Source organism: Herbiconiux sp., assembly GCF_004297105.1.
Classification (GTDB): Bacteria; Actinomycetota; Actinomycetes; order Actinomycetales; family Microbacteriaceae; genus Herbiconiux.
In genome coordinates this window covers 144547-166229 of the sequence record NZ_SCVE01000012.1, presented here as the reverse complement: position 1 = coordinate 166229, position 21683 = coordinate 144547, and the positions used below count along the sequence as shown (strand labels likewise).

The following is a 21683-nucleotide window of genomic DNA, read 5'->3' as shown; positions in this document are numbered from 1 at the left end:
CGCCCGATAGCGTGAGGCCACCGGCCGCAGCGGCGCACCCACGCCTGCAGGGCCGGTACCCGACCCGAAGCCCGCGACGGCGGACGCGCTCACCCGGCGCGCTCGCCGCCTCGGTGCAGCACGCAACCCGAAGGACTCATGTCGAAGCCGACGCCGCCCTCCATTCGCCGACGGCAGTGGGGCGCAGAACGTATCCGCACGCCCCTGCCGACCGTCCACCGGCGACCATCCGACGCGAAGATCGTGTGGGGCCGCGTGGCCATCATCATCACGGTCACGGCGTGGGTCGTCTACCTCATCACCACGATCATCCGGCAGTTCTTCGAGTACGGGAACGAGGACTTCCGTCTCTCGCTCGAGGCGATCTTCTATCTCGTCGTGGTGACCTTCCTCACCTTCTCGGCACTGATGTACCTCGTCGCGCGTCAGGGGGCGTTGCGCCGCTTCCGCGACCACGTGAGGGTGCCGCGGGCCGAGCTCGATCGCCACTTCGCCGAGGGACACCGCGGGGGCATGACGGTGCTCGTGCCGTCGTATGCCGAGGAGCCTTCCGTCATCCGCAAGACGCTCTGGTCGGCCGCGCTGCAGGAGTACCCGGATCTGCGGGTGGTTCTCCTTCTCGACGACCCGCCCGCCCCCACCGATCCGTTCATCGCCGATCGACTCGACCGCACCCGCCGGATCACCGAGGGCATCGCCGAGGCGCTTCGGGAACCGGGCATCCGCTTCGCCGACGACCTCCTGACCTTCGAGCACCAGTTGCTCACCACCAGCGACGTCGACGACGAGGCCGTGCGCCGACTCGCCGACTCCTACCGCGAGGCCGTGCGGTGGCTGCATGAGATGGCCGCCGCCGAGGAGCACGAAGACCACGTCGACACCTTCTTCATCGAGCAGGTGCTCGGCGGCCTCGCCGACGACCTCGAGCTGACCGCCCGCGCGCTCGACGGCTCCCGTGAGGCCGGGGTCGCCCCCACCGCCGACCGGATGCTCGAACTCCACCGGCGTCTCGTCTGGATCTTCACGGCCGAGATGGCCGTCTTCGAGCGCAAGACGTATGCGTCGCTCTCGCACGAGGCCAACAAGGCGATGAACCTCAATGCGTACATCGGCCTGATGGGTGGGCGCTACCGAGTGGAGCAGACCCCCGACGGCCCGATCCTCCGCCCGGTGCTAGGGGCTCAGCGCGCCGATCTCGTGGTGCCCAATGCCGAGTACCTGCTGACACTCGACGCCGACTCCTTGCTGTTGCGCGACTACTGCCTGCGGCTCGTGTACCTGCTCGAGCAACCCGACAACGAGCGCGTCGCCGTGACACAGACGCCCTACTCCTCGTTCCGGGGGGCGCCGACGCGCCTCGAGCGGCTCGCGGGTGCCAGCACTGATCTGCAGCACATCCTGCACCAGGGGCTCACCGAGTACGACGCCACGTTCTGGGTGGGGGCCAACGCGGTCATCCGGATGGAGGCGCTCGACGACATCCTCGAGATCGAGACCGTGGGCGGATTCGAGGTGCGCCGCTACGTGCAGGACCGCACGGTGATCGAGGATACGGAGTCGAGCATCGATCTCGGCCAGCACGGCTGGACCCTCGTGAACTACCCGGAGAGGCTCAGCTACAGCGCCACACCGCCCGACTTCGGATCGCTGATCGTGCAGCGGCGACGGTGGGCCAACGGCGGTCTGCTCATCCTGCCCAAGTTCCTCCGTCAGCTGAAGGCGCGCAAGCGAGCGGGCGATCCGATCCGCTGGACGGAGTCGATGCTCCGGGTGAACTACATGGCATCGATCGCCTGGGCGAGTGTCGGCCTCGTGTTCCTGCTCGCCTATCCCTACGACAGTCGCCTCCTCAGCCCGCTCGTTCTCGTGGCGGCCCTGCCGTACTTCATCGCGCAGGCCAGCGACCTGAAGGCGTGCGGATACAAGTACAGCGACATCCTGCGCATCTATGGTTTCAATCTCATCCTGCTGCCCGTGAACCTGGCGGGCGTGATCAAGTCGGTCGAGCAGTCGCTCACCGGCAAGAAGATCCCCTTCGCCCGCACGCCGAAGGTGCGCAACCGTACGGCGTCGCCCCTCCTCTATGTCGTGGCACCGTACGGAATCGTGGCCTTCTCGGTGCTCACCGCGTGGCGGAACGTCTCCGACGAGAACTGGGGGAATGCGGCGTTCGCGGCGTTCAACGCGTTCTGTGCATCCTGGGCCATCCTCGGCAACATCGGCGTGCTCAACTCGCTCGCCGACATCTGGCTGGGCCTGACGGAGTGGATGTGGGTCGACCGCAAGCGCGATGACGACGACGACGAGGCCTCGGCCTCCGTGGGCGAGTTCGATTGGCAGAAGGCGCTCTATCACGGTCACACCGCACCGGGCTCGGGATCCCGGTCGCGGCGCGCCGAGTCGCGGTGGGCGAAGCGGGCGGCCGACCCGAAGCGGGTGGGGGCCGAGGCGAAGCCGGGAGACCTCGCGGAGGCCGAACCCGATGTGGTCGATGCGATGCAGCCCGGTCAGGAGGGCGTCGATCCGGTGTCCCCTCTGGTGGGCGCCACGGATGAAAGCCGCTCCGCATGAGCGGCGCGCAACCGATGGCCCGTGGCCCGAAGTACCGTGCTGCGGGTCCGCACGACGGCAAGCGCCTGTCGTTCTGGCGGGTGCTGCTCGCGGTGGTCGTCGTCGCCGTCGTCGCCGCGGTCGCCGTCTTCGGGTTCCAGATCTTCGTGGTCGACCAGGCGCGTGCCGGTGGGGCAGCCCCCTGGTTCGCGGGCTACGTCGACGCCACGGTCACGCCTCAGTACGCCTTCGAGTCGCCGGAGTCGGACGCTCAGGCCGACGTCGTGCTGTCGTTCGTGGTGGCCGAATCGGCGGAGGCCTGCACGCCGAGCTGGGGTGCCGCCTACACGCTCGACGCCGCGGCGCAGCAGCTCGACATGGATCGCAGGATCGCGCGCCTCCGGCAGATCGGCGGAGACGCGATCGTGTCGTTCGGTGGCGCGAGCAACGTCGAACTCGCCACGGCCTGCACCGATGTCGACGACCTCGAGAAGGCCTACGCGGCCGTCGTCGACCGCTACGACCTGTCGACGATCGACCTCGACATCGAGGCGGATGACCTCACCGATGCCGTGGCCGGCCAGCGCCGGGCGGAGGCGCTCGCCGCCCTGCAGGCGGAACGCCGGGCGGCGGGGACTCCCCTGGCCGTGTGGGTGACCCTGCCCGTGGCGCAGAACGGACTGACGCCCGAGGGCGAGTATCTCGTCACCCAGATGCTCGCGGCCGGCGTCGATCTCGCCGGAGTGAACGTGATGACCATGGATTACGGCACCGACCTGGGCGGCCGGTCCATGGGCGAGGTCGCGATCGGGGCCCTCGAGGCCACCCACACCCAGCTGGGCGAGCTCTACTCGAAAGCAGGGACGGATCTGACCGATGCGTCGCTCTGGGCGAAGCTCGGTGCCACGTCGATGATCGGCCAGAACGACATCCGCGGCGAGGTCTTCGGGCTCGCCGACGCCACAGAGCTCAACACGTTCGGCCAGCAGAAGCAGCTGGGCCGCCTCTCGGCGTGGTCGCTCAACCGCGACACCCCCTGTGGGCCGAACTACCTCGACGTGCGCACGGTGTCGAACCAGTGCAGTGGAGTGGACCAGGAAGCGGGGCAGTTCGCCGACCTCCTGTCGGCCGGATTCGGCGGCAGCCCCAGTGCGGTAGCCGCCGGTGCGCCGCAGTCCACAGCCACCGCAGGATCGACGGGATCACCGACTCCGTCGGCCACAGCCGAGACCGGCCCGGGCCGATCCACCGATCCGCTACCGGACGACCCGGCGACGAGTCCGTACCCGATCTGGTCGCTCGGAACCACCTACCTCGCGGGTTCGAAGGTCGTCTGGCACGGCACGGTGTACGAGGCCAAGTGGTGGAACCTCGGCGAAGTACCCGATCAGCCGGTGCAGAGCGCCGGCGATACGCCCTGGACGTTGATCGGTCCGGTCCTGCCCGGGGAGACCCCGTATCAGGCGAGCACCCTCCCCGAGGGCACCTACCCCGAGTGGTCGGGCGCTGCGGTGTACCAGGAGGGCGACCGAGTGCTCTTCAAAGGCGTGCCTTTCGTGGCGAAGTGGTGGACGCAGGGCGACAGCCCCGCGGCCACGGCACCCGATTCCGATGGCTCCCCGTGGCTCGCGCTCACGGCTGCCCAGGTCGAGGAGATCGCGGGGAGCGCCTCGACGGCTGTTTCCCCCACTCCTGCGCCCTGATCGCTCGACCCGACGTTGCGATTCCGGTCCTCGTGTCTGAGGATTGCTCAATGACATCACTGAGCCCATTCTCTCTCCGTCTCGGCACCAGCTCCTTCGGGGGCTATCACGCCGAGGGGTGGCACCCCACGCTCGCCGTTCAGCTGGTCGGCCCCGCTCCGGCGGGGGCGTGGCTGGAGTGGACGGTCGCGCGTCCCGACGGCGGCCTCTGGTTCACCCGCCGAGCCCCGATCGCGGAGCTCGGCGCGGGTGAGACCGCCGACATCGACCTGCGGCCCGAGCAGGATTCGGGCGACCTCGATGTCGAAGGGTCGATCGGGTTCACCCTGCGGCTCGTCTCCGAACTCGAGGGTGTCGACGACCTGCTCCACGACGCGTCGGTGCGCGTGGTCGCCCTCCCCGGCGCCCATCGCTTCGCCGTCGACCCCGAGCGGATGCCGCCCTGGGGCTTCGTGGCCCTCGACGCGGTCGACGAACCCGACGCGCCACGACTCTGCGCCACGGTGGTCGTGGCGGGGGAGGCGGAGGCCTGGGAGTTCGAGGCCCACCTGTTCCACGACGGCCGTCGTATCGCGCAGGCCGACTCTCCCGACACGCGGTACGCCTTCACGGCGAACGACGGCACGGTCGTGGGGCGGGAACTCGCGCTGCGCTTCGACGCGGTGCGGGGGTGGAACGACCTGCAGGCCTCGGGGTGGGGAGCGGGCTGGCATCTGCTCGACGCGCACGATGGGCACTACGAGGTGAAGCTGCTGCGTGAGGGGGCGGTGGTGCAGGTGATCGCGTTCGGCGTGGTGCGTGGCCGGGTCGTGGCCACCGGCCTGGCGGCGAGTGATCTGGAGATGGCCGAGGTCTACGCCCGGCGCAGTGCGGTGGAGGCGGGGCCCGGGCCCGAACCCGAGCCGCAGCAGGCCCCGGAGCCGGCATCCGAGGCGGGTGGCGCGGTCGATGTGGTCTCGTTGCGGGCCTTCTTCGATCGGGCGGAGCGGCTGCTCCTCACCTGGGAGACCGACCTCCTCGAGGCGGCTCCGCCGTTCGAGCTCGCCCAGGTGCTCGCCGCAGAGGCGGTGCTGGCCGAGCGCCCGGGCTACGCCGTGCTCCGCGATGCGGCATCCGCGATCCCCGACGGGCACCCGGTGGAGCTCGCCGGTGAGCCGACGACGATCGGCGGGCTGCGTCGCCGCGTCGAGGCGCTCTTCGCGGCGGCCGAAGCCCGCATCACCGGCGCCGAGGAGGGGGCGGATGAGGTGCTCGCGCCGTATCGGGCCCTGCTCTCCGGTGACAAGCTGCGGGTGTTCGACGAGCATCCGGCCGACGCGTTCCTCTACACGACGACCGACCGTCGGGTGATCGAGACGCCGGAGGAGATCGCAGAAGCCGAGTTCTGGTACTTCGAAGGCCCTCTCGACCTGCCGAGCACGGCCACGGTCGACGGTGTGCGCATCGACGTCACGGTCCAGGGCTGGCGCGTGCTCGGCTGGCAGTTCGCCCCCGACCACTCGATCGTCGATCAGTTCGAGACCCAGGGCCATGGCGCCGGCGCACCCCGATCGGCCTACCGGCACACCCCCTGAGCGCGTCAGGCCGACCCCGGCGGTCCCGTTCCGACCCCTGCGGCGATGAGGGCGGTGTGGTGTTACGGACGTGTAAAACGTTGACCCAACCCGCCCTGATCTCTTGCGGGTGGAGAGATCACGATGCCAGAATCTCTACTATTACGAGAACAAGTCCTCAAAATGTGAGAATTTGAGAGTCGAAATGACGTCTCGAAAACGAAAGAGGGGAACACAGATGACGGATCGCCGTCGCCGCGCCGAGATCTCCGGTGGAGGTTTCGCGGGACTCACCGCCGCAGCAGCACTGGCCCAGATGGGCTGGAGCGTCCGCGTGCACGAGAAGGCCCCCGAACTCCGCACCGAGGGTGCAGGAATCGTGCTCTGGAACAACAGCCTGCAGGTCATCCAGAAGCTCGGCGCCCTGCCCGACCTGATGTCGAAGTCGATGACCCCGCCGGCCTACGAGACGCGCATGAACAACGTCATCCAGTCGCAGGAGACTCTCGACGGTCACCGGTGGCGCACACTCACCCGCCCGCACCTCTACGAGACGCTGCTGATCGCCGCTCGTGAGGCCGGCGTTGAGGTGCTCGCCGGCTCCGAGGTGACCGGCGCCACCGCCGAGGGCGTCATCACCTTCGCCGACGGCAGCTCGGCCGAGGCCGACTTGATCATCGGCGCCGACGGTGTGGGTTCTGCGGTGCGCGACTCGCTCGGCATCCCGCTCACCCGCGAACGCTCTCGCGACGGCATCACGCGCTTCCTCGTGCCTCGCCGGAAGGCGGAGCTGCAGGCGCTCGAGCCCGACACCGAGTGGGACAACGTCATCGACTTCTGGAACCTCGACCCGCGGGTGCTGCGCGTGCTCTACACGCCGGCCAACGACGAGGAGCTCTACATCGCCCTGATGTCGCCGGCCGCCGACGCCGACGGCTCGCGTGTGCCCATCGACCTGCCGCTCTGGACCTCCGTGTTCCCGCAGCTCGCCCCCGTGCTCGAGGTGGCGGCGGAGACCCCCGGCAAGTACTACGGCTACCAGACCACCCGCCTCGACTACTGGAGCGACGGCAAGGTCGTCGTGATCGGCGACGCCGCGCACGCCATGTGCCCGGCTCTCGCCCAGGGCGCCGGAAGCGCCATGCAGAACGCCTGGACGCTCGCCGTCGCGGCCACCGCCGCGAGCGACGCCGATCTGCCCGAAGCGCTGAAGGAGTGGGAGCGCATCGAGCGTCCCCTCACCGACCGCACCCAGGACAGGTCGCAGTGGTACGCCGACACCCGCGAGATGGCGAAGGGCGGCCAGTTCACGGGCGAGTCCTTCGAAGCCGCTCAGTACAACCCCACCGACCCCCACCGCCACGAGGTGCACGCATAGCCATGAGTATCGATCCGTTCTACGACGTCCGCGCCTGGCACTCGTTCGTGCAGGAGACCCTGCACGAGCTCGGCCCGGCACCCGAGCAGCCGCTCGTGAAGGCCGCGGTCGCCGTGGTCATCAAGAACCCCTACGCCGGCCAGTGGGTCGACGACCTCTCCCCGCTCACCGACCCGAGCGCGAGTCTCGGCACCGAACTCGGTGCCCGCGCGCTGGCGCTGCTCGGCGGCCGGCCCGCCGAGAGCTACGGAAAGGGCGGCATCGCCGGCGTGAACGGCGAGCAGGAGCACGTGGTGGCCTGCGTCACCACCATCTTCGGCAACGCGTTCCGCGACGCCATCGGCGGCGGCGAGGCCTGGATCTCGTCGGCCACCAAGACGGCTGCCGCGGGTGCGCCCATCGACATCCCTCTGGCGTACAAGGATGAGGTGTACGTACGGTCGCACTACGACGCGATCACCATCACGATCCCGGATGCCCCGCGCCCCGACGAGCTCGTCATCATCGCGGCCGTGGCCACCGGAGGCCGGGTGAACGCCCGTGTGGGCGGCATCACCGTGGCCGACGTGCTCGCCCGCTAGCCCGCATCCCGAGACCACCGCACAACCTGAGGAGTCAGCGTGACCTACACGCACACGAAGAACTATGAGGACGCGTCGATCGCGAGCATCCTCGCCGATGTCGCCCGCGCGCACCGCATCCTGGAGCTCGAGGGTCACGGCGACATGTCGATGGGCCACCTGTCGTTCCGCGACCCGTTCGGTCGCGGGCTCTGGCTGAAGCGCGGCAACCTGGCGCTCAGCGAGGTGGAGGGGGACGACTTCATCCTCATCGACTTCGACGGCACCGTGCTCGAGGGCACCGGCCTCCGCCACCTCGAGTGGCCGCTGCACGCCGAGATCATGAAGGCGCGTCCCGATGTGAACTTCGTGGGCCACTCGCACGCGCACTACTCCACGGTGCTCGGTGCATCCGAGGAGAACCTCAAGCCGTACAACAACCACGGCGTGTGGTTCGCCTACGAGGGCGTGCCCCGCTTCGCCGAGACGAGCCACATCATCACCACGGTGCCGCTCGGTGTGGCGGCGGCGAAGGCCCTCGGCGACGCGCAGGCCATCCTGCTGGCCAACCACGGCATCGCCTTCGTCGGCAGCACCGTGGCCGAGGTGACGCTCACCGGCATCTTCCTCGAGAAGGCCGCCCGCTTCCAGGTCGACCTCAAGGCATCCGGCTTCGTCCCCATCGAGCCCGACGCCGAGGAGACAAAGGAGAAGTTCGACCGCATCTACCCGGCCAAGGCCCAGCACAACTTCTGGACCTACTTCAACCGGCGGCTGGAACGCGTCGAAGGCGCCTTCGGCATCGGCATCTCGCCGATCGCGCTCCCGCCCGGCATCTCATCAGCCCCGACCCCAGCGACCGCACCGACCCCACTGATCCACATCACGCGAGAGAGAGTACCCAGATGAGCAGTCTTCCGAACATCGCAACCGTCATCGGATCGGGAACCATGGGCCCCGGCATCGCCGCGACCCTCGCCCGTGCCGGCGCGACGGTGCGCCTCTACGACATCTCGGAAGACGCCATCGCGCGCGCCGAGGCCGCCTACGGCGTGGTCAACAACGTGCTCGAGGCCGTCGACTCGCCCTCCGCCCCCGGCGGATCGGTGACCTTCGGAACCGACCTCGACGAGGCCCTCGCCGACACCGAGCTCATCATCGAGGCCGTGCCCGAGGTGCTCGCCCTCAAGCAGAAGGTGCTCGCCGACCTCGAGGCACGCATCAGCGACGACGTGATCATCGCCACGAACACCTCGGGCATCCCGATCAGCACCATGGCCGAGTCGATGACCGTGCCCGGTCGCCTGATCGGCATGCACTGGTCGAACCCGCCGCACCTCATCCCGATGATAGAGATCATCCCCGGCAAGGCGACGGACGAGGCGCTCGTCGGTCAGCTCACCGAGATCGTGAAGTCGTTCAACTACGTGCCGGTGCTCGAGAAGGAGATCCCCGGCTTCGTCGAGAACCGTGTGCTCTACGCGATCCTCCGCGAGTGCATGGCGCTGCTCGAAGAGGGCATCGTCACGCCCGAAGGCCTCGACGCCTGCGTCAAGTGGGGCATCGGCTACAAGCTCTCCGTGATCGGCCCGACCCGTCTGCTCGACATGGCCGGCCTCGACATCTACCAGGCCGTCTCGAGCTACCTGAACAAAGACCTCGACGTCAGCACCGACACCCCGCAGTTCATCAAGGACAAGATCGCCGAGGGCAAGCTCGGCTTCAAGTCGAACGGCGGAATGTACGAGTACGGCGAAGGCGACGTCGACGCCAAGCGCAAGGAGATCGTCACCGGTCTCATCGCGGCGCGCAAGACGCTCTCCTCCATCCCGAACGTCTGACCCTCCGTCTGATGAACTCCGCCGTCTCCCTCACCTCGATCGCAGACGGTCTCACCCGCACCCGGGGCGCCGATGTCGACATCGCGTTCCGGGTGCGGGGTTCCGGGCCGGCGGTCGTGCTGCTGCACGGCACGTCGGCCAACCACGCCGTCTGGGAGCCGATCGGTGACGCTCTGCAGAGCCACGCCACCGTGATCGCGCTCGACCAGCGCGGTCACGGCCGCAGCGACAAGCCGGCATCCGGATACGCCGCCGACGACTTCGCGGTTGACGTGATCAGTGTGCTCGACGCGCTCGGAATCGAGAAGGCGCTCGTGGCCGGGCACTCGCTCGGCGGGCGCAACTCCTGGGTCACCGCGGCGCTGCACCCCGCGCGGGTCACCGGTGCCGTCGTGGTCGACTACACGCCGTACGTCGAGACCGAGGTGCTCGACGAACTCGACGTGCGGGTGGCGGGCGGGTTCCGCTCGTTCACCGGTCCCGCCGACATCGAGGCCTACCTGCGCGAGCGGTACACCGCCATCCTCCCCGGGGCCGTGCGCCGCCGGGCGCGCTGGGGCTACCGCGAACAGGATGACGGCAGCTGGGTGCCGTACGCCTCGCCTGAGGCGATGCATCAGCTCATCGAGGGCTTCCGCACCCCCTGGAGCGACGAGTTCCGCGCTGTGGATGTGCCGATGTCGCACCTCCGCGGATCGACCAGTCGTATCGTGAGTGAGGAGGCGTGGCGGTCGGCCGTCGCCGACCGGCCCGGCGATCGCTGGGTCGAGATCGAGGGCGCCGACCACTACATCCCCGAAGAATTCCCCGACCTCGTCACTGCCGAGCTCGACCGCGTGCTCGGCGCCTGAAACACCGGAAGGACACCACCATGCCCATGTTCGACAAGCTCGCCGTCTCGAGTCCCGATTTCGAGAACCTCGGCCGCATCCCCGACCGCCTCTCCGCCGACGGCGGCAACGAGACGCCCGTCATCGAGTTGGCGGGTGCGCCCGAGGGCACCGTCGAGCTCGCCCTCATCGTGAACGATCCGGATGCCCCGCTGCCCCACGGCTTCACGCACTGGGTGGTCTACGGCATCCCCGCCGACACCACCACGCTCGACCTCTCGGCCGAGGGTGTCGTCGTGGGTCCGATGGGCGCCGGACAGACGGTCTGGTACGGCCCGCAGCCGCCGGCAGGACACGGTGTTCACCACTACTTCTTCCACGTCTACGCACTCGGCAAGGCCGTCGAGGGCGCGCCGACGCGCGAGGAGTTCCTCGCGACGTACGCCGGAGACGTGCTCGAGACGGCCCGCTACGTCGGCACGTTCTCGAACGACTGAGGCGCATCCGGATGCCCATCACCGACGCACACATGCACGTGGGGGACTTCCCCACCTTCGGGGTGAACCTCGATGAGGACCACCTGGCCGACTACCTGGTGAAGAACGACATCGACACCGGCATGGTCTTCCACCAGGACAATGCGATGGTGCGGCGGGTCATCCAGGACATCCCGGGCGCGTACGGACTGTACTGGGCGAACCCGAAGCTCGGCGACCCCATCCCCGAGCTGAAGGACTACCTCGACGATCCGAAATTCCGGGGCGTCAAGCTGCATCCGCTCATGGACGGGTTCCACCCCGACGATCCGATGGTGTGGCCCATCATCGAGCTGCTGATCGAACGTGATCTTCCGGCCCTCATCCACTGCGGGCATCCGATCTTCTCGTTGCCGTGGAGCATCGAGGAGCTCATCGCCCGTTACGAGGACGCGAAGATCATCCTCGGGCACATGGGGCACGGCAACATCATCTACATCGACGCGTCGATCAAGGTGGCGGAGCGGCACCCCAACGTGTGGCTCGAGACGAGCGGCATGCCGATGAGCATCAAGATCCTCGAGGCGGTGCAGAAGGTGGGGTCGAACCGCGTGATGTACGGCTCCGACGGCCCCTGGCACGAGCCCAAGGTCGAGCAGCTGAAGGTGCAGCTCGCGGGCCTCACCCCGGCCGACCTCGACGACGTGATGAACAACACGGCCCAACGCCTCTTCCTGGGCGCCTGACCCCTCTTCGCGACTCGCCAAAATCCGGTCTATTCAGCGAGAAATAGACCGGATTTTGGCGACTCGCGAGGAGGTCAGTGGGTGTACGTGGAGGCGAAGGATTCGGCGATGGCCAGGACTGCGGCGTGCACCGGGCCCGCGGTGATGGACGGGATGACCGAGGCGTCGACCACGAACAGGTTGTCGAGGCCGCGGAACCGCAGGCCGGGAGTGACGGGGGCGTCGTCCGAGGCGCCCATGCGCAGCGTGCCCACCGGGTGATGGTGGGTGATCGCGGCGGCCGCGATGAACGCATCCGCCTCGGCCTCGCTCAGAGCCGAGCCGGCACCTGGCAGCACCTCCGCCGCCCGCCAGGCATCGAGTCCGGCCGAGGCGCCCACGAGACGGGCGTGCTCGAGCGCGGCCCGGAACGTGGCGCGGTCGTGCTCGGTGGCGAGGTAGTTCGGGTCGATGATCGGCTCGTGCGAGATGTCCGGCCCCGAGATGCGCAGGGAGCCTCGGCTCGTGGGGTTCGTGACTCCGAAGAGCAGCGTGTACCCCTCGCCGGGGTGCACCGTGGCGGCATCCGTCTCGGCGAACGACTCCGAGTAGCTCGGGCCGACGACGCATCCGACCACCATGTCCACGGCCCCGGATGTCGCACTGAGGCCCGACCGTGAGAGATACGTCATCGACTCCGAGAGCTGCAGCTTCGTGGGCGGCACGGGCTTCGCCGAGCGGTACAGGTTTCCCGCGCCCAGCAGGTGGTCGTGCAGATTCTTGCCCACCTCGGGCGACGCGAGCACGACAGGCACGCCCGCGGCCGAGAGATCGGCGGGGTCGCCGATGCCGGAGCGCATGAGCAGCAGCGGGTCACCGATCGACCCGCCGGCGAGGATGATCTCGTCGGCCTCCAGAACCTCGTCGCGCCCGTCTCGGGTCACCTCGACACCGGTCACCCGGCCCCCGGCAACCTGCAGCCGGTGCACCGTCACCTCGGTGAGAAGAGTGAGGTTCGGCCGGTCGAGCACCGGGTCGAGGTAGACGTCGGACACGATCACGCGCTCGCCGTCGCGGATGGTGAGCGAGTTGGGCGTGGCGCCGAGCATCTCGCCGCCGTTGTGGTCGGGGATGCGCGGCACCCCGAGCGCCTGCCAGGCCGCGATGTAGTCCTGCACGAGGGGGCTCGAGAGGTCGGGTCCGGGGGAGAGCACCGGGAGCGGGCCGTCTGACCCGTGCACCGCATCCGCTCCACCGGAGAACGACTCCATGGCCTTGAAGAAGGGGAGCAGCGCATCCCACGACCAACGCTCGTCGCCGGTCGCCTCGACCCAGCGGTCGAAGTCGGCCCGGCAGCCGCGCATGTGCGCCATGGCGTGCACGAGGCTCGACCCGCCGGGTCCGCGGCCGCGCGCCCACTCGAGGCTGCGGCCGCCGAGACCGGGCTGCGGGATGGTGCGGTAGGCCCAGTCGTAGGAGCGGCCGTGGATGAACGGCCAGAGCTCCGGCCGCCGCATCTCGGGATCGGTGACGCGCGAACCCGCCTCCACCACGGTGACGTGGCGGGACGGATCCGCGCTGAGCCGGTTCGCCAGCACGCTGCCGGCGGAACCCGCTCCGATGATCAGGACGTCGGTGTGTGCCACCGTCAGTTGCGGGTGTGACCGGCGTCGACCACGAGGGTCTGCCCGGTGATCCACTCGGCCTTCTCCGAGGCGAGGAACGCCACCGCCGGAGCGACATCGGCGGGCACCCCGCGACGGTTGATGGCCTGCATCGGCACGACGTAGTCGAACCCGGCCTGGTGCGGGCCCGACATGACTCCTTCGCTCGCGATGATGCCGGGGGCGACCGCATTGATGGTGATGCCGAGCTTGCCGAGCTCGCCGGCGAGGCCGCGCACGAGGCCGATCGAGGCGCCCTTGGTGGCCACGTAGTGGGCGCAGTCGGGAGTGCCGGCCACGAACGTGTTCGAGGCGATGTTGACGATGCGGCCGTAGCCCGCCTTGCCCATGATGGGCGTGATGGCGTGGGTGGTGAGGTAGATGCCGTCGAGGTTCACGCTCATGACCTTGCGCCACTCCTCGAAGGAGATGTCGGCCCACGAGGTGAGGGGCACCAGCGCGGCGTTGTTCACGAGCACGTCGATGCGGCCGAACTCGGCCACGATCTCGTCGACGACGGTCTGCACCTGCTCGGGGCTCGACACGTCGAGGGTCTTCGCGACTCCGCCGATGCGCTCCGCGACCGTTGCGGCACCCTCGCCGTTGATGTCGGCGACGACGACCTTGAGGCCGTCGGCGGCGAGCTCCTCGGCGATGGCGGCGCCGATGCCCTGCGCCGCTCCGGTGACGAGCGCGACGCGCTGTGCTGTCTCAGCCATTACTGGTGTTCCTCTCTAGAACTTCTCGGGTTGTTCGGTGTTCGGCGAAGTGGCGGGTCAGTTGCCGCCGTAGTACTCCGGTGCGAGCTTCCAGGTCTGGAAGGGCGCGAGCTCGTGCGACGGGTAGATGTCGGCGTCCCTGGTGCGGGCGAGGTAGTTGAGGCGGCGGATGGCCTCGACCGACTTCGTGGGGTCGAGGTGGAAGCCCGCGATCCACTCCTTCTCGAGGGTGGTGTGCGTGTAGGCCGCGTCGCCGCAGAAGAGCATGCTCTTCTCGTTCTCCAGCTCCACGAGCAGGGAGTAGTGGCCGATGGTGTGACCGGGGGTCTCGAAGAGCCACACGCCCGGCACGATCTCGTAATCGCCCGAGATGGGCTTGTAGGACACACCCGCGTGATCGAACGAGAGGTCGGAGTAGCCGAGACGCTCGAAGGGCTCGGGCACCTTCGCGTGGCGCAGCTCCTCCTTGTGCACCAGCGTGGTGGCGTTCGTGAGGTACTTGTTGCCGCCCACGTGGTCGAAGTGGAAGTGCGAGTTCACCACGATGTCGACGTCTTCGGGCGTGAAGCCGGCCTTCGCGAGCTGCGCCGGGATGGTCTGCTCGGGCGTCTGCAGGGGCAGCTCGAACGGCAGCACCTTGTTGACGTGATCGAGGTCGAAGCCCGTGTCGTAGAGGATCAGGGCATCCGGATGCTCGATCAGCACGCTGTAGACGGGGAACCTGACGGGGTTGCCGGCATTGATGTGCCAGTGCACATCCGACTCGTCGATGACGAGGGTGCCGCCGTCGAGCAGGGTGACCTTGGGGTCCGACATCGTGACCTCACTTCATTCTCATATGGCGTTAATTGCTGCTCACGCTATGAGAACCGATTTCCCGGTGTCAAGAGGCTCGTGCGGAGTTTACGAGCCAGAAACACGTCAGGGTGCGGTGACGCCCGGGAAGTCCTCGAACTTCGGGGCGAAGTCGTAATACGCGTACCGGTAGCAGTGGTCGATCATCGGATCGGCGGAGAAGTCGCCGATGCACGTGGCGTCCTGGTAGCGCTCGCCGCTGTCGTCGGTGTAGTGCACCCGGCACATCACGCGCCAGAGCGTGTCGCTGTCGACGGCCGGATCGGTGATCGGATGCTCCGACGGAAGCCAGCACTCGGTGGACTCGATGCGGTCGGCGTCGACGTTCGAGGTCGGCCCGGCCACCTCCGCCAGGGTGGTGAGCGCGACCGTGTCCTGCTCCGAGAGGGGAGCGGGCGACGCGCATCCGGCGAGGGTGAGAACAGCTGCGGCAGCCAGCAGCAGCAGTGCGCGAGGATGATGCATGGGTACCTCCTTCCATCTCATGGTCGTTGGTACGTGTTTCCGGGGTGTAAAATCTCGGAATTGATCGTTGACGCTGTCGTCATCCTTCTCATACTGTATCGCTACCCCCGCACATTGTGAGAAAGACCGCACCCCACACAACGGCCAAGATCGGGGGCCCCTTATCTGGAGAGGACCTTCAGCAATGTTCACATTCACCAGCGGCTCCCGAGGCCGCACCGCCTCACGCGTCGCCGTCCTGGCGACGGCCGGCGCGCTCGCCCTCAGCCTCGCAGCCTGCTCGAGCGGTCGCGGCGACACCACGAGCGGCGACTCGACCGCCGCGGCCGAAGCGACCACCGTCACCAAGTTCGCTCTGGTCGCACCGGAGAACGAATCCGACTTCGGCTGGAACCAGGCCGGCCTGTCCGGTGCCCAGGAGGCTGCCGACGAACTCGGCATCGACGTCACCCTCGTTCCCGACGCCGGCTGGGACAACGCCGAGACCGTCCTCGGCCAGGTCATCGACGGCGGCGCCCAGTTCGTGATCGCCCACGCCTCCGGCTACGGCGTCGCAGCCACCAGTGTGGCGGCCGACAAGAAGACCCCGATCCTGATCCAGGATGCGGGTGAGAACATCCCCGGTCAGATCGCCGTCACCCAGACCCAGGCTCAGGAGGGCGGCTACCTCGCCGGCATCGCCGCGGCCATGACGACGAAGAGCAAGACGATCGGCATCGTGGTGTCGGCCGACGACCTCAACTGGTTCAAGATGTCCGCCGGCTTCGCCGAGGGCGTCTACAGCGTCGACCCGACGATCAACGTGCTCTACACCTCGGTCGGTCCGGCGGCCTACGCCGATGCCGCCGGTGGCAAGACCGCGACCGAGCAGCTCATCGCCTCCGGTGCCGACGTCATCTTCGGCATGGGCGACGGTGCGACGCACGGTTACCTCCAGGCCGTCGAGGCCGCTCCCGGTGTGAAGTACATCGCCGACATCGGTGACGTCACCTCGGGCCTCAGCGACCCCAGCGTCCTGCTCACTTCGGTGCTCTGGAACTACGGACCCACCTACGTGCAGGCCATCAAGGACGTCGAAGCCGGCACGTTCGGCGAGCAGGGCTACGAGCTCACCGTCGAGAACGGCGGCCTCAGCCTCCAGGAGACCGACAACCTCACGTCGACCATCCAGTCGGCGATCGACAAGGCCAAGGCGGGCATCGCCGACGGCTCGATCGTGCCCACGCCGGCCTCCTCCGCCGACGAGGTCAACACGGTGATCGCGGCCAAGAAGGGCGCCTGACCCGAACCGGTTCCGGTGTCGGGCGCCCCAGGCGCCCGGCACCGGTCATCCGGCCGCTCCACCCCACGTCCCTCTTGCCCTGGAGTACCTCTTGACTACATCGACCGCGCCCGACGTGATCTCACTCCGCGAGATCACGAAGGCCTTCCCCGGGGTCGTGGCGAACGACCGGATCTCGCTCGACATCGTGAGCGGGCAGGTGCACTGCCTGCTCGGTGAGAACGGGGCCGGCAAGTCGACGCTCATCAGCATCCTGGCCGGCATGCAGCAGCCCGACTCGGGAACCATCGCCATCAACGGCGCGATCACCCCCATCAACTCGCCGAAGGCGGCCGTCGACCACGGCATCGGCGTGGTGCACCAGCACTCCACCCTCGTTCCCGCCTTCACGGTGCTCGAGAACCTCATGCTCGGCGAGACCGGCGTGATGCTCGGCAAGAAGAAGGCGAAAGAGCGCCTCGACGAGCTCTCCGAACTCCTCGGCGCGCAGATCGACCCCCACGCCATCGCCGCCGACCTCGGTCTCGGCCAGCAGCAGCAGGTGGAGATCGCGAAGGCCATCTGGAAGGGCAGCCGGCTGCTCATCCTCGACGAACCCACCTCCATGCTCACCCCGCAGGCCATCGAGCACCTGGGCGAGAGCATCGAGCGCGTGAAGGCCCAGGGCCTCGCCGTGGTGTTCATCACCCACAAGCTCCGCGAGGCCTATGCGATGGGCGACTGCGTCACCGTGCTCCGCGGGGGCCGCAACGTGGGCCACATCTCGGTGGAGCAGCTCGCCTCCTACGACGAGCAGCAGGCGCAGGATGCGATCCTCAGCGCCATGTTCGGCGACGACATCAACACGGTCAGCGACGAAGCCGCCGCAGAACTCGCGGGCGCCACCGAATCGGTGCGCGAGACCCGCGGCATCGACTTGGAGAACCGGCCCGTGCGACTCGAACTCTCGGGCGTCTCGAGCCGCGGCCACGGCCGCGACGTCGAGGTCGACGATGTGGCGTTGCAGGTGCACGAGGGAGAGATCCTCGGCATCGCGGGCATCGACGGCCACGGCCAGGGCGCCCTCGCCGAGGTGGCCGCCGGCCAGCGCTCCACCTCGAGCGGCATCGTGCGCTTCGACGGTCAGGATGTCACCCGCCTCGGTGTGCGCGGGCGCCAGCAGCTCGGCCTCCGCTACGTCACCGACGACCGCCTGCACGAGGGGACCGTCGGCTCCATGTCGGTGGCCCTCAACCTCGTGGTGAAGCGCATCGGGCAGCGGCCGTTCTGGAAGTTCGGGCAGATCCAGCGCAAGGCCGTCGACGCCGAAGCCGCTCGCCTCATCGAGGAGTACGGCATCCGCACCCCCTCGTCGGCCACGCGGGCCGGCACACTGTCGGGCGGCAATATCCAGAAGATCCTCCTGGCGCGTGAGCTCACGCACGGCGCCCGGCTCGTGATCGTGAACAAGCCCACCTACGGGCTCGACCTGAAAACCGTGCACCTCGTGCGCGAGATCCTCATCGACTTCGCCGCGAACGGCGGATCGGTACTGCTGCTGTCGACCGACCTGGATGAGCTCGTGGAGCTCTCCCACCGCATCGAGATCATCTCGAGCGGGCGCATCGTCGGCAGCGTGACCAACGACGGACCCGGAACGGCGGAAAAAGTGGGGCATTACATGACCGGCGCGATCGAGGGTGTGCACTGATGCGCGCAGAGCAATCCCGGGGCCGGGCTGCTGTCGACGGACTCGTCCGGTCGATCCTGCCCGTCATCCTCGCCCTCATCGTGGCGGGGCTCATCATCCTCGCCATGGGCAGCAACCCGCTCGACTTCTTCGCGGGAGTCTGGACCTACGGGATCACGGGCACGAACTGGCAGCGGAGTCTCGTGCTCATGGCGCCGCTCGTCATCGTGGCCGTCGGTCTCATCATCGCGTTCCGCGGCCAGCTGTGGAACCTCGGCTACAACGGCCAGTACCTGCTTGGCGCCGTGGTGGCATCCGGATTCGGGCCGTACCTCTTCGCGGCACTGCCCGCCTGGCTCGCGACGATCGTCATCTTCCTCGGCGCCCTGCTCGTGGGTGCGGTCTGGTCGCTCATCCCCGCCATCCTGAAGGCGCGCTACGGCACGAACGAGATCATCACCTCGCTCGTCATGTCGTTCATCGGGGTGGGCATCGCGAACCTGCTCATCAAGGGGCCGTTCAAAGACCCCTCGACCCCCCAGCCGCAGACCGCCGTCATCCCCGACGACCAGCTGCTGCCCTACATCCCGGGTACCGCGATCCACATCGGCCTGCTGATCGCCATCGTGCTCGCGATCGTGGCGCAGTTCGTGTTCACCCGCACCTCCTTCGGCCTGCGGATGGACATCTTCGGGGCCAGCCCCAAGGCCGCCCGCCACGTGGGCATCAACTCCACCTGGATGGTGATCCTGCTGTTCGCCCTGTCGAGCGCGCTCATCGCGTTCGCCGGAGCGGTCGATGTGCTCGGCCAGTACAGCTACCAGCGGGCCAACTGGGATCCGCACTACGGCGACGCCGTGATGCCGTTCGTCTTCCTCGCGCGGCTCAGCCCGCTCGCGGCCATCCCTCTCGTGGCGTTCTACGCCGTGCTCGCCACGGGTGGCACGCTCGCGGCGCAGCAGGCCGGCCTCAACGTCGACTTCCTGCTCGTGATCGTGGGTCTCATCCTGATCTTCATGACCATCACCGAGTACGTGGGCGAGAAGCGCCGCCTCGGTCAGAGCTATCTGCCGCCGGGCCTCCGGCGTACCCTGTTGCGGCCCTTCCAGGGCACGCCGAGCCCGCGGGCCTCCGCGCAGGAGAGGGTGGGGGAGCCGATCCCCCCTGACACCCCGGTGTCCGAATCCGCCCCTGAGACCGCACCTGCCACTGCCACTGACCCTGCCCCTGCCCCGGAAGCGAGGACGTCATGACCGACATGCTCTCCGCTGCCTTCGTGACCGTCTTCATCGCCTCGGTCATCGGTCAGGCCATGCCGCTCATCCTCGCCTCCGTGGGGGAGACCATCGGCGAACAGGCCGGCGTGCTCAACCTCGGTATCGAGGGTGTGATGCTCGTGGGCGCCTACTCCGGCTTCATCGTCACCCTCACCACCGGCAACTTCTGGCTCGGCATGCTCGCCGGCGCCGTCGGCGGCGTGGTCGCGAACCTCGCGATGCTCGTGCTCAACGTGTGGCTCGGCCTCAACCAGATCGTGATCGGTCTCGCCATCACGCTCATCGGCGAGGGCATCACGAGCGTGCTCTACCTGCAGAACAACGCCAAGTCGAACACGAGCCTCGGCACCGCGCCGGCGCTGTCCATCCCGGGCCTCAGTGACATCCCGGTGGTCGGGCCGTCGATCTTCCAGCAGTCGGGCATCTTCTGGGTGGCGATCGTGCTCGTGATCGTGGCCGGGTTCTTCCTCTCCCGCACCAACTGGGGGCTCTCGATCCGGGCCGCGGGGCAGAAGCCGTCGTCGCTGGATGCCGCGGGCGGCAGTGTGATCAAGATCCGCTCGCACGCCGTCATCCTGGGCGGGGCGTTCGTGGGCCTCGGTGGCGCCTACCTCGCAGAGCTCACCACGGCCACGTTCACGCCGTTCATCACCAACGGGCTCGGCTTCATCGCCATCGTGATCACGATGCTCTCGCGGGGGCGCATCCTGATCGTGGCGATCACCTCCGTGGTCTACGGCTTCACGGTCGCCGTCGGACCCGCTCTTCAGGTGCTGGGCTACAACGTCCCGGCCGACGTCATCAAGATGATCCCGTTCATCGTCGTGATCCTGACGCTGATCGTCTTCGCCCGCAGCTCGGTCGTTCCGCCCGCGCTCGGCGCTCCCTACATCCGCGGCGCGCGCTGACGCCGTCGCAGACGAGAAAGGCACCACCCATGGCACTCCCCGATTTCACCCTCTCGGCCGGACCGGTCGCGGTCACGGCGCGCACGCTCGCCGGGCTCGGCAAGCCGCTGCTCTACCACTACGACCCCGAGTTCAAGGCCACCTTCGAGCGCACGCAGCAGAAGGTGGCGCAGATCTTCAAGACCCGGAACGACATCGTCCTGATGCAGGGCGAGGCGATCGTGGGACTCGAAGGCGCCCTCCGCTCGCTCATCACGCCGGGGATGCACGTGCTCAATCTCGTGCAGGGCGTGTTCGGCAAGGGAACCGGCTACTGGATCTCGGGCTTCGGCGCCGTGCTGCACGAGATCGAGGTCGGCTATGACGACGCCGTCACTCCCGCGCAGGTCGAGGCCTACCTCGACGAGCACCCTGAGATCGAGATGGTGTGCCTCGTGGCGTCGGAGACCCCGTCGGGTACCGTCACGGATGTCGCGGCGATCGGGCCGATGTGCCGTGACCGTGGCATCCTCACCTACGTCGACACCGTCTCGGGCGTGCTCGGCATGGAATGGGAGACGGATGCGTGGGGGCTCGACCTCTGCGTGGCCGGCGCCCAGAAGTGCCTCGGCGGCCCTCCCGGCGTGGCGCTCATCTCGGTGAGCCAGAAGGCGTGGGACGCGATGTACGCGAACCCGCTCGCCCCGCGCGACTCGTATCTCTCGCTGATCGACTGGAAGGAGAAGTGGCTCGGTGAGGGCCGCTTCCCGTACACGCCGTCGGTGAGCGACATGAACGGCCTCGAAGCCGCGCTCGATCAGGCGCTGGAAGAGGGGATCGACGAAGTCGTGGCACGGCACGAGGCGGCGGCGGCCGTCACCCGCACGGGGGCGCGGGCCATGGGGCTCGAGCTCTGGGCCGTGCGCGAGGAGATCGCCTCGGCGTGCGTGACCAGCATCCGGTTGCCCGACTCGATCGACAATGCGCTGGTGCGCGACCACGCCCGCGAGAGGTACGGGGTGATGCTGTCGCACGGGCAGGGCGCGGGCAACCTCATCCGGCTGTCGCACATGGGCCCGACGGCCGGCGGCATGTACTCGATCGTCGGGCTGGCCGCCCTCGGGCGCACCCTCGCCGACCTCGGGATGCAGGTCGATGTGGGTGCAGGACTGGAGGCGGCCCTGGCGGCCCTTGCCGAACAGCGTCGATGACGTTCTGTCACGACCGCCGCACCTCCGCTCCGCACCAG

Annotated in this window: 19 protein-coding genes; 15 read left to right on the top strand and 4 right to left on the bottom strand. The window is 68.3% G+C overall.

Going from position 1 to position 21683, the window contains the following annotated elements; all coding sequences use genetic code 11:
• The first annotated feature begins 138 nt into the window (after window positions 1–138).
• The 10 genes from EPO52_RS07135 to EPO52_RS07090 all read left to right on the top strand — a co-directional run bounded on the left by EPO52_RS07135 (window position 139) and on the right by EPO52_RS07090 (window position 11637).
• A complete protein-coding gene (locus tag EPO52_RS07135; RefSeq protein ID WP_290804020.1) occupies window positions 139–2571 on the top strand; it encodes a glycosyltransferase family 2 protein in 2433 nt (810 codons plus the stop codon).
• Complete coding sequence (locus tag EPO52_RS07130; protein WP_290804018.1) at window positions 2568–4253, top strand: carbohydrate-binding protein; 1686 nt, start codon at window positions 2568–2570, stop codon at window positions 4251–4253. Before EPO52_RS07135 ends, EPO52_RS07130 begins: the two co-directional genes overlap by 4 nt.
• Window positions 4254–4303: 50 nt before the next feature.
• Window positions 4304–5827, top strand: coding sequence for a hypothetical protein (locus EPO52_RS07125; RefSeq protein ID WP_290804016.1), 1524 nt, complete (start codon window positions 4304–4306; stop codon window positions 5825–5827).
• Between the two features lie 217 nt (window positions 5828–6044).
• On the top strand, window positions 6045–7184 hold the full coding sequence (locus EPO52_RS07120; protein WP_290804014.1) for an NAD(P)/FAD-dependent oxidoreductase: 1140 nt from the start codon (window positions 6045–6047) through the stop codon (window positions 7182–7184).
• A 2-nt stretch (window positions 7185–7186) separates the two neighbouring features.
• A complete protein-coding gene (locus EPO52_RS07115; protein ID WP_290804012.1) occupies window positions 7187–7765 on the top strand; it encodes an amino acid synthesis family protein in 579 nt (192 codons plus the stop codon).
• Between the two features lie 39 nt (window positions 7766–7804).
• A complete protein-coding gene (locus tag EPO52_RS07110; protein ID WP_290804011.1) occupies window positions 7805–8653 on the top strand; it encodes a class II aldolase/adducin family protein in 849 nt (282 codons plus the stop codon).
• Window positions 8650–9585 carry a 3-hydroxyacyl-CoA dehydrogenase NAD-binding domain-containing protein gene (locus EPO52_RS07105; RefSeq protein WP_290804009.1) on the top strand — a complete coding sequence of 312 codons (936 nt, stop codon included), beginning with the start codon at window positions 8650–8652 and terminating at the stop codon, window positions 9583–9585. The genes EPO52_RS07110 and EPO52_RS07105 overlap by 4 nt, the downstream gene beginning before the upstream one ends.
• Window positions 9586–9596: 11 nt before the next feature.
• Entirely contained in the window at window positions 9597–10436 is an 840-nt protein-coding gene (locus tag EPO52_RS07100) for an alpha/beta hydrolase (RefSeq protein ID WP_290804007.1), read from the top strand.
• Window positions 10437–10456: 20 nt separating this feature from the next.
• Window positions 10457–10912 (top strand): YbhB/YbcL family Raf kinase inhibitor-like protein, encoded by a 456-nt coding sequence (locus EPO52_RS07095; RefSeq protein WP_290804005.1) that lies wholly within the window; start codon window positions 10457–10459, stop codon window positions 10910–10912.
• Window positions 10913–10923: 11 nt separating this feature from the next.
• Entirely contained in the window at window positions 10924–11637 is a 714-nt protein-coding gene (locus EPO52_RS07090; protein ID WP_290804003.1) for an amidohydrolase family protein, read from the top strand.
• A 74-nt stretch (window positions 11638–11711) separates the two neighbouring features.
• Here the strand turns inward: EPO52_RS07090 and EPO52_RS07085 are convergent, their stop codons facing one another.
• From EPO52_RS07085 to EPO52_RS07070, 4 genes are all read right to left on the bottom strand, one after another.
• Window positions 11712–13262: a GMC family oxidoreductase N-terminal domain-containing protein gene (locus EPO52_RS07085; RefSeq protein ID WP_290804001.1), complete on the bottom strand. Its 1551-nt coding sequence runs from the start codon at window positions 13260–13262 to the stop codon at window positions 11712–11714.
• Window positions 13263–13264: 2 nt separating this feature from the next.
• Window positions 13265–13999 carry an SDR family NAD(P)-dependent oxidoreductase gene (locus EPO52_RS07080; protein WP_290803999.1) on the bottom strand — a complete coding sequence of 245 codons (735 nt, stop codon included), beginning with the start codon at window positions 13997–13999 and terminating at the stop codon, window positions 13265–13267.
• Window positions 14000–14056: 57 nt separating this feature from the next.
• Window positions 14057–14815 carry an N-acyl homoserine lactonase family protein gene (locus EPO52_RS07075; protein WP_290803998.1) on the bottom strand — a complete coding sequence of 253 codons (759 nt, stop codon included), beginning with the start codon at window positions 14813–14815 and terminating at the stop codon, window positions 14057–14059.
• Between the two features lie 105 nt (window positions 14816–14920).
• Complete coding sequence (locus EPO52_RS07070; protein WP_290803996.1) at window positions 14921–15319, bottom strand: hypothetical protein; 399 nt, start codon at window positions 15317–15319, stop codon at window positions 14921–14923.
• 184 nt (window positions 15320–15503) lie between these two features.
• Between EPO52_RS07070 and EPO52_RS07065 the strand changes: the two genes are divergently transcribed.
• From EPO52_RS07065 to EPO52_RS07045, 5 genes are all read left to right on the top strand, one after another.
• A complete protein-coding gene (locus EPO52_RS07065) occupies window positions 15504–16601 on the top strand; it encodes a BMP family ABC transporter substrate-binding protein (protein ID WP_290803994.1) in 1098 nt (365 codons plus the stop codon).
• 91 nt (window positions 16602–16692) lie between these two features.
• Window positions 16693–18291, top strand: a complete 1599-nt coding sequence (locus tag EPO52_RS07060; protein ID WP_290803992.1) for an ABC transporter ATP-binding protein — start codon at window positions 16693–16695, stop codon at window positions 18289–18291.
• Window positions 18291–19523: an ABC transporter permease gene (locus tag EPO52_RS07055; RefSeq protein WP_290803990.1), complete on the top strand. Its 1233-nt coding sequence runs from the start codon at window positions 18291–18293 to the stop codon at window positions 19521–19523. Before EPO52_RS07060 ends, EPO52_RS07055 begins: the two co-directional genes overlap by 1 nt.
• Window positions 19520–20455, top strand: a complete 936-nt coding sequence (locus EPO52_RS07050; RefSeq protein ID WP_290803988.1) for an ABC transporter permease — start codon at window positions 19520–19522, stop codon at window positions 20453–20455. The genes EPO52_RS07055 and EPO52_RS07050 overlap by 4 nt, the downstream gene beginning before the upstream one ends.
• A 29-nt stretch (window positions 20456–20484) precedes the next feature.
• Window positions 20485–21645 (top strand): alanine--glyoxylate aminotransferase family protein, encoded by a 1161-nt coding sequence (locus EPO52_RS07045; protein ID WP_290803986.1) that lies wholly within the window; start codon window positions 20485–20487, stop codon window positions 21643–21645.
• The last annotated feature ends 38 nt before the right edge of the window (window positions 21646–21683 follow it).